Origin of the sequence: Bradyrhizobium sp. AUGA SZCCT0105 (assembly GCF_018129565.1) — a bacterium.
Lineage (GTDB): Bacteria > Pseudomonadota > Alphaproteobacteria > Rhizobiales > Xanthobacteraceae > Bradyrhizobium.
This window is the reverse complement of sequence record NZ_JAFCMK010000024.1, coordinates 1-7,613: the sequence shown is the minus strand read 5'-3', so window position 1 is coordinate 7,613 and position 7,613 is coordinate 1. Positions and strand designations below refer to the sequence as shown.

General features: G+C 65.3%; 4 protein-coding genes. 1 reads left to right on the top strand and 3 read right to left on the bottom strand.

Going from position 1 to position 7,613, the window contains the following annotated elements; all coding sequences use genetic code 11:
- Positions 1 to 429: 429 nt before the first annotated feature.
- The 3 genes from maiA to metF form a co-directional block, all read right to left on the bottom strand.
- Positions 430 to 1,095 (bottom strand): maleylacetoacetate isomerase, encoded by a 666-nt coding sequence (gene maiA, locus JQ573_RS39950; protein WP_212320522.1) that lies wholly within the window; start codon positions 1,093 to 1,095, stop codon positions 430 to 432.
- A gap of 138 nt (positions 1,096 to 1,233) precedes the next feature.
- Positions 1,234 to 5,097 (bottom strand): methionine synthase, encoded by a 3,864-nt coding sequence (metH, locus tag JQ573_RS39945; RefSeq protein WP_212320520.1) that lies wholly within the window; start codon positions 5,095 to 5,097, stop codon positions 1,234 to 1,236.
- A gap of 14 nt (positions 5,098 to 5,111) precedes the next feature.
- Positions 5,112 to 6,026, bottom strand: coding sequence for a methylenetetrahydrofolate reductase [NAD(P)H] (gene metF, locus JQ573_RS39940; RefSeq protein ID WP_212320518.1), 915 nt, complete (start codon positions 6,024 to 6,026; stop codon positions 5,112 to 5,114).
- A gap of 391 nt (positions 6,027 to 6,417) precedes the next feature.
- Between metF and JQ573_RS39935 the strand changes: the two genes are divergently transcribed.
- Positions 6,418 to 7,440: an LLM class flavin-dependent oxidoreductase gene (locus JQ573_RS39935; RefSeq protein ID WP_212320516.1), complete on the top strand. Its 1,023-nt coding sequence runs from the start codon at positions 6,418 to 6,420 to the stop codon at positions 7,438 to 7,440.
- The last annotated feature ends 173 nt before the right edge of the window (positions 7,441 to 7,613 follow it).

Below are 7,613 nucleotides of genomic sequence, written 5' to 3'. Positions count from 1 at the left end.
CACGGCGTCAAGCGCCAAGGACCCAACGGCTTCCCGCCCACCCCATCATGACAGACTTCCAAGACACAGGGACCCATAACCACGAATGACTATCTTGCGCGACGCTGGAACAACGAGTCCCGCTCACAACAGCTGCTGCGGAGTATGGGTCCCGGCCTTCGCCTGGACCACGCCTGGAGGGCGCTGTGGCGTCGCGACTCAAGCACTGGCGCCTCTGGAATACTGGATCACCCGCATGCGCGGGTGATGACACCGCGTTGTTTGACGTCTTGAACTGCGATCCATCCTCATCGTCGTCCTGGCGAAAGCCAGGACCCATTACCCCAAAATGCGCATTGTTGTGCGACGCTCGAACGACGAGTCCCGCTCACAGCATCCGCTGCGGCGTATGGGTCCTGGCTTTCGCCAGGACGACGATGCGGAGATTCCCTACGTTGCCTTCGCCCGCATCGCCTCGGGCGTATCCGGCTGCGCGGAGGGATGCGCCTTGGCGAACGCCGGCAGCGCCATCGCGGTGTCGTGGATGCGCTTCACGGTCGGCCAGGGCGACAGGCTGATCTGCTGGTTGATCGCCGCGGTGACATGGCCGACCAGGCAGATATCGGCGAGGGTCGGCGCATCGCCGTGACAGAACTGGCCCGTTGCCTTGTGGCCGGCGAGGTGGCCCTCGAGCGCCGCCAGCGTCTCGACCGTCCAGTGCCGCCGCCACGCGTTCTGCTGGCTGTCGCGCAGATCGAGCTCGCGGTCGAGATAGCGGCGCACCCGTGGCGTCAGCAGCGGATGGCCCTCGCAGGCGACGATCAGCGCAAGCCCGCGCACCCGGGCGCGGCCGAGCGCATCGGACGGCAGCAGCGGCGGGCTCGGATAGGTCTCGTCGAGATAGTCGATGATCGCGAGCGACTGGAACAGCACCGTGCCATCCTCGGTCACCAGCGCCGGCAGCGCCATCTGCGGATTGATCTTGCGGTAGGCATCGGCGCGATGCGCGTCCGCATCGATGTCGACGAACACGACCTCCGCCGGCACGCCCTTCAGATTGAGCGCGATCCGCACCCGAAAGCTCGCCAGCGATCGCCAGAAGGAGAAGAACTGCATGGGGAAATTCTCACTGCGCCAAACGACGCGGCCCGTAGCCCGGATGAAGCGCAAGCGTAATCCGGGATCGGTCGTCGTTCCGTCGCAGTCTATCCCGGATTGCGCTTCGCTGCATCCGGGCTACGGCATCGCGGATGCCTACCCCGCACCCACCTTCTTCTTCCGCCAGGCGAGGTGCACCGCGCAGGTGCAGCCCTGCGGATGCGAGGCCAGTTCCCGAGACTCCTCATCGTTGGCGGGCGTCGCGGCGGGCGCGATCGCCTGGCCCTTGGCGCCGTCCTGCGATGGGATGTAGTTCAACACCGGCGCGAGCCAGCGCTCGACCTCGGCGACCGTCATGGCCTTGCGCGCGGCGTAGTCCTCGACCTGGTCGCGCTCGATCTTGCCGACGCCGAAATAGAAGCTTTCGGGGTGCGAGAAATACAGGCCCGAAACCGACGAGCCCGGCCACATCGCGTAGCTCTCGGTCAGCTTCACGCCGGACGTGTTCTCGGCATCGAGCAGCGCGAACAGCGTCCGCTTCTCGGTGTGGTCGGGCTGCGCCGGATAGCCGGGCGCGGGGCGGATACCGTCATATTTCTCGAGGATCAATTCGTCCGGCGACGAGGCCTCGCCGGGCGCATAGCCCCAGAACTCCTTGCGCACGCGCTGGTGCATGCGCTCGGCAAAGGCTTCCGCGAGACGATCGGCCAGCGCCTTGCACAGGATCGAGGAGTAATCGTCATTGGCGTTCTTGAAGCGGTCGGCGACCGCATCCTCGCCGATCCCCGCGGTGACGACGAAGCCACCGATATAGTCGGCCACGCCGGTCTCCTTTGGCGCGACGAAGTCGGACAGCGCGGCGTTGAAGCGGCCCTCGCGCTTCTCCAGCTGCTGGCGGAGCGTGTGGAAGGTCGCGATCTTCTCGCGTCGCGTCTCGTCGGCATAGACCTCGATGTCGTCACCGACCGCGTTCGCCGGCCAGAAGCCGATGGTGGCCCGCGCAGTGAACCACCTCTCCTTGATGATCGTGTCGAGCATCTTGCGCGCGTCGGCATAGAGCGAGCGCGCGACCTCGCCGACCTTGGGATCGTCGAGGATCGCCGGGAAGCGGCCGGTCAGCTCCCAGGTCTGGAAGAACGGCGTCCAGTCGATGTAATCGGCGAGCTCCGCGAGGTCGTAGGCGTCGAAACTCTTCAGCCCGAAGAAGGTCGGCTTCTTCGGCGGCACTGCCGCAAAGTCGATCGCGACCTTGTTGGCGCGGGCGACGTTCAGCTTCAGCCGCTTCTTGTCGGCCTGGGCGCGGAAATGCGCCGTCGAGATTTTTGCGTATTCGGCGCGCACCTCGGCGGCATAGGCCTGCTTCTTTTCGGCCGACAGCAGCGAGGAGGCGACGCCGACGGCGCGGCTCGCGTCATTGACATGCACGACCGGACCGCCCGGATAGTTCGGGTCGATTTTCACGGCGGTATGCACCCGGCTGGTGGTGGCGCCGCCGATCAGCAGCGGTACGTTCATGCCCAGCCGTTCAAGTTCGCCCGCAAGGAAGCTCATCTCGTCGAGCGAGGGCGTGATCAGGCCGGACAGGCCGATGATGTCGGCGCCCTCGGCCTTCGCGGTCTCGATGATCTTGTTGGCGGGCACCATGACGCCGAGGTCGATGACCTCGAAATTGTTGCACTGGAGCACGATGCCGACGATGTTCTTGCCGATGTCGTGGACGTCGCCCTTCACGGTCGCGAGCACGATCTTGCCCGCGGCGTTGCGGCCGCCGGTGATGCCATTGGCGAGGTTGCGCGCCTTCTCCTCCTCCATGAACGGCATCAGGTAGGCGACCGCCTGCTTCATCACGCGGGCCGACTTCACGACCTGCGGCAGGAACATTTTGCCGTCGCCGAAGAGGTCGCCGACCACGTTCATGCCGGCCATCAGCGGCCCCTCGATGACGTCGAGCGGACGGGACGTGTTCTGGCGGGCGGCCTCGGTGTCAGCCTCGATGAACTCGGTGATGCCGTGCACCAGCGCGTGCGACAGTCGCTTCTCGACCGGCCATTCGCGCCAGGCGAGATCCTGCTCCTTAGTCTGCTTCTCCTTGCCGCGGAATTTCTCGGCAAGCGCCAGCAGCCGCTCTGATGCGCCCGGATCGCGGTTGAGGATGACGTCCTCGCAGGTCTGGCGCAGCTCGGGGTCGATGTCGTCATAGACGATCATCTGCCCGGCATTGACGATGCCCATGTCCATGCCGGCATGGATGGCGTGATACAGGAACACCGAGTGCATCGCCTCGCGCACCGGCTCGTTGCCGCGGAACGAGAACGACAGGTTGGAGACGCCGCCGGAGATGTGCGCGCCGGGCAGGTTCTGCCGAATCCAGCGCGTCGCCTCGATGAAGTCGACGCCGTAATTGTTGTGCTCCTCGAGGCCGGTCGCGATCGCAAAAATATTCGGATCGAAGATGATGTCCTCGGGCGGGAAGTCGAGCCGGTTGACCAGCAAGTCGTAGGCGCGCTTGCAGATCTCGGTCTTGCGCGCGAACGTGTCGGCTTGCCCGGTCTCGTCGAACGCCATCACCACCACGGCGGCGCCGTGACGCTTGGCGACCGTCGCCTCGTGCAGGAACTTCTCCTCGCCTTCCTTCATCGAGATCGAGTTCACGATCGGCTTGCCCTGGATGCATTTCAGGCCGGCCTCGATGACGTGGAATTTCGAGGAGTCGACCATCACGGGCACCCGCGCGATGTCGGGCTCGGCGGCGACGAGGTTGAGGAACGTCACCATCGCCGCTTCGGAATCGAGCAGGCCCTCGTCCATGTTGACGTCGATGACCTGGGCGCCGTTCTCGACCTGGTCGCGCGCGACCTGAAGCGCGGCGGTGTAGTCGCCCGCGGTGATCAGCTTGCGGAAGCGCGCCGAACCGGTGACGTTGGTGCGCTCGCCGACGTTCACGAAGGGAATCGCGTCGGTCAGCGTGAACGGCTCGAGGCCCGAGAGCTTGAGCCGCGGTTCGATCTCGGGCACGACGCGCGGCTTGTGCGGAGCGACAGCCCTGGCGATCGCCGCGATATGGTCGGGCGTGGTGCCGCAGCAGCCGCCGACGATGTTGACGAGGCCGGCGGCGGCGAATTCGCCGATCAGCCGCGCCATGTAGTCCGGCGTCTCGTCATACTGGCCGAACTCGTTGGGCAGGCCGGCATTGGGGTAAGCGCAGACCAGCGTGTCGGCGACGCGGCCGATATCGGCGATGTGCGCGCGCAAATCCTCGGCGCCGAGTGCGCAGTTGAAGCCGATCGTGATCGGCTTGGCGTGCCGCACCGAATGCCAGAACGCCTCCGGCAACTGCCCGGAGAGCAGGCGGCCGGACTTGTCGGTGATGGTGCCGGAAATCATCACGGGCACGTCGATGCCGCGCTCCTCGATGAGCTCGGCGATCGCGTACAGCGCCGCCTTGGCGTTCAGCGTGTCGAAGATGGTCTCGACCAGCAGCAGGTCGGCGCCGCCGTCCAGCAGGCCCTTGGCCTGTTCGCCATAGGCCTTGCGCAGATCGTCGAAGGTCACCGCGCGATAGCCGGGATTGGAGACGTCGGGCGAGATCGAGGCGGTGCGGTTGGTCGGGCCAAGCGCTCCGGCGACGAAGCGCGGCTTGCCGTCCTCGGCGCTCACCCGCTCCGCGGCCGCACGCGCCAGCCGCGCGCCCTGCAGGTTGAGCTCATAGGCGAGGTCCGACATGTCGTAGTCGGCCTGCGCGATCGAGGTGGAAGAGAAGGTATTGGTCGCGACGATGTCGGCACCGGCACGCAGGTAGGCGGCGTGGATGTCCGTGATCGCCTCAGCCTGGGTCAGGATCAGGAGATCGTTGTTGCCCTTGATGTCGCGGTGGAAGTCCGCAAAGCGCGCGCCACGGAAGGCGGCTTCGTCGAACTGCAAGCCCTGGATCATCGTGCCCATGGCGCCGTCGAGCACCAGGATGCGCTCGCGGGCAGCCGCGAGCAAAGCGTTACGCTTGGGGGAAACGGGAACGGACATCGATTGCTTTCTGGTCAGGCAGCTTTTTGGGCACCGGTCGGCCGGATGCCGAGCAGGTGGCTGATCGCGAACACGAGGTCCGCGCGGTTCATGGTGTAGAAGTGGAAGGTGTCGACGCCGTGCTTGAAGAGCTTCTGCACCTGGCCGGCGGCGACGGTGGCGGCGACCAGCTTGCGGGTCTCGGCGTCGTTGTCGAGGCCCTCGAACTTCTCGGCGAGCCAATCCGGCACGCTGGTGCCGGCGCGGGTGACGAAATTGCGGGCCTGCTTGAAATTGTGCATCGGCATGATGCCCGGCACGATCGGAATCTCGATGCCGCGTGCGCGCACCCGGTCGACATAGCGATGGTAGAGGTCGTTGTCGAAGAACACCTGGGTGATCGCGCGCGTCGCTCCGGCGTCGACCTTGGCCTTCAGCGTGTCGATGTCCGTGTCGAAATCGGCGGCTTCCGGATGCTTCTCCGGATAGGCGGACACCGAGATCTCGATGTCGGCGTGGCGCTTCTTGATGGCGGCGACGAGCTCGGCGGAGCTCTGGTAGCCGTCCGGATGGGTGAAGTAGGGCGTGCCGATGCCGCCGGGCGGATCGCCGCGCAGCGCCACGATGTGGCGGACGCCGACCTCATGATAGCGGTCGACGATCTCGTCGATCTCACCGCGCGAAGCACTGACGCAGGTCAGATGCGCGGCCGGCAGCAGATCGGTCTCGCGGAGGATGCGGCTGATGGTGGAATGGGTGCGCTCGCGGGTCGAGCCGCCGGCGCCGTAGGTGACCGAGACGAAGTTCGGCGTCAGCGGTGCCAGGCGATTGATGGTCTCCCAGAGACTGCGCTCCATCTCCTCGGTCTTCGGCGGGAAGAACTCGAAGGAGATTTTCGGCACTTTCGGCGCGCGCTGCCCGTTCGGCAGGGAGGAAATGGTCTCGGTCATGATACGCAAGGGCTCCGCAACTGGAGGGCAGACGTCCGGCCTGGATATGGAGGCCTCAAGATAGGCGAAACCGGTGGGCCGAAACAGCCCATCGGATATGGGAAATTGCCCATTAAAGACGATGATGTGCTCAAAATGAGCGGTCGAGAACGAGTGGTGGGCTGCGCCATCAATTGGCGAACAATGGAATTAATTCATTGAATTATATGAATAAAAACATTATTCTGGAATCAGTTGGATGCCCGTATCTGCCGTGGGCAGAACTGCATGTTAACGAATCTTCGTGTTTCGTCCCAAGAGCTGCGATGACCCGCGCCGACTTTCCGGTGCGGGACTGGTCTGCGCGGCCGGCGTCTTTGTCGCCCCGTGGCGCCGCATTAGGTTGTCGGCCATGATCCCGCTCTCCGTCCTCGACCTGTCCGTCGTCACCACAGGCACCAGGCCCGCCGCTGCGCTCCGCAACAGCATCGACCTGGCGCGCCATGTCGATGGCCTCGGCTACGTCAGATACTGGCTCGCCGAACACCACAACCTCGCCTCGGTCGCGAGCCCGGCGCCCGATCTGATGATCGGGCAGATCGCGGCGGTGACGCAGCATATCCGCGTCGGCTCCGGTGGCGTGATGCTGCCCAACCACGCGCCCCTCGTGGTCGCCGAACGCTTCAAGATGCTGGAGGCGCTGTTTCCCGGCCGCATCGATCTCGGCCTCGGCCGTGCACCCGGCACCGATGGCGCCACCGCTTACGCGCTGCGCAGCCGGCTCGATCGCCGCGAGGGCGACGATTTCCTCGAGCGGCTGCATGAGCTGACACTTTGGGAGACGCGCGATTTTTCGGCCGGCCATCCCTACAACAATGTGGTGGCGATGCCGGACGATTCGCCGCTGCCGCCGATCTGGCTGCTCGGCTCGAGCGACTATTCCGCCGAACTCGCCGCGCAGGTCGGGATGGGCTTTGCGTTCGCGCACCATTTTGCAACTCACGACGCAATTGCGGCGATGACGAATTATCGCGCGCATTTCAACCCGTCGGGCTGGCGTGCGGCGCCGCAGTCGATCCTGGCGGTCGCGGCCGTTGCGGCGGAGACCGACGCGGAAGCCGAGCGGCTTGCGATGTCGATGGATCTCAACCGGCTGCGCCGCGATCGCGGCCAGTATCTGCCGCTGCCGAGCGTCGAGGAGGCAGAGGCCTATCCCTACACCGACGCCGAGCGCGCCTCGATCGCGCGCAACCGCGCACGCTTCTTCGTCGGCAGCCCCGCAACCGTGATGACGAAGCTAGAGCCGCTGATCGCGGCGAGCCAGGCGGATGAGCTGATGGTGATCACTGCGGTCTACGATCACGCGGCGCGGAAGAAGTCGTACAGCCTGCTTGCCGAAGCGTTCGGGCTCGCGAAAAAGGAAGCCGCATCATGATCGTCGTCCCAGCGAAAGCCGGGACCCATTACCACGAATGAAAGTTGTTACGCTTCGCTGGGGCCGCTATCGCTCCCACGACCCAAGCCGGTGGTTATGGGTCCCTGTGTCTTGGAAGTCTGTCATGATGGGGTGGGCGGGAAGCCGTTGGGTCCTTGGCGCTTGACGCCGTG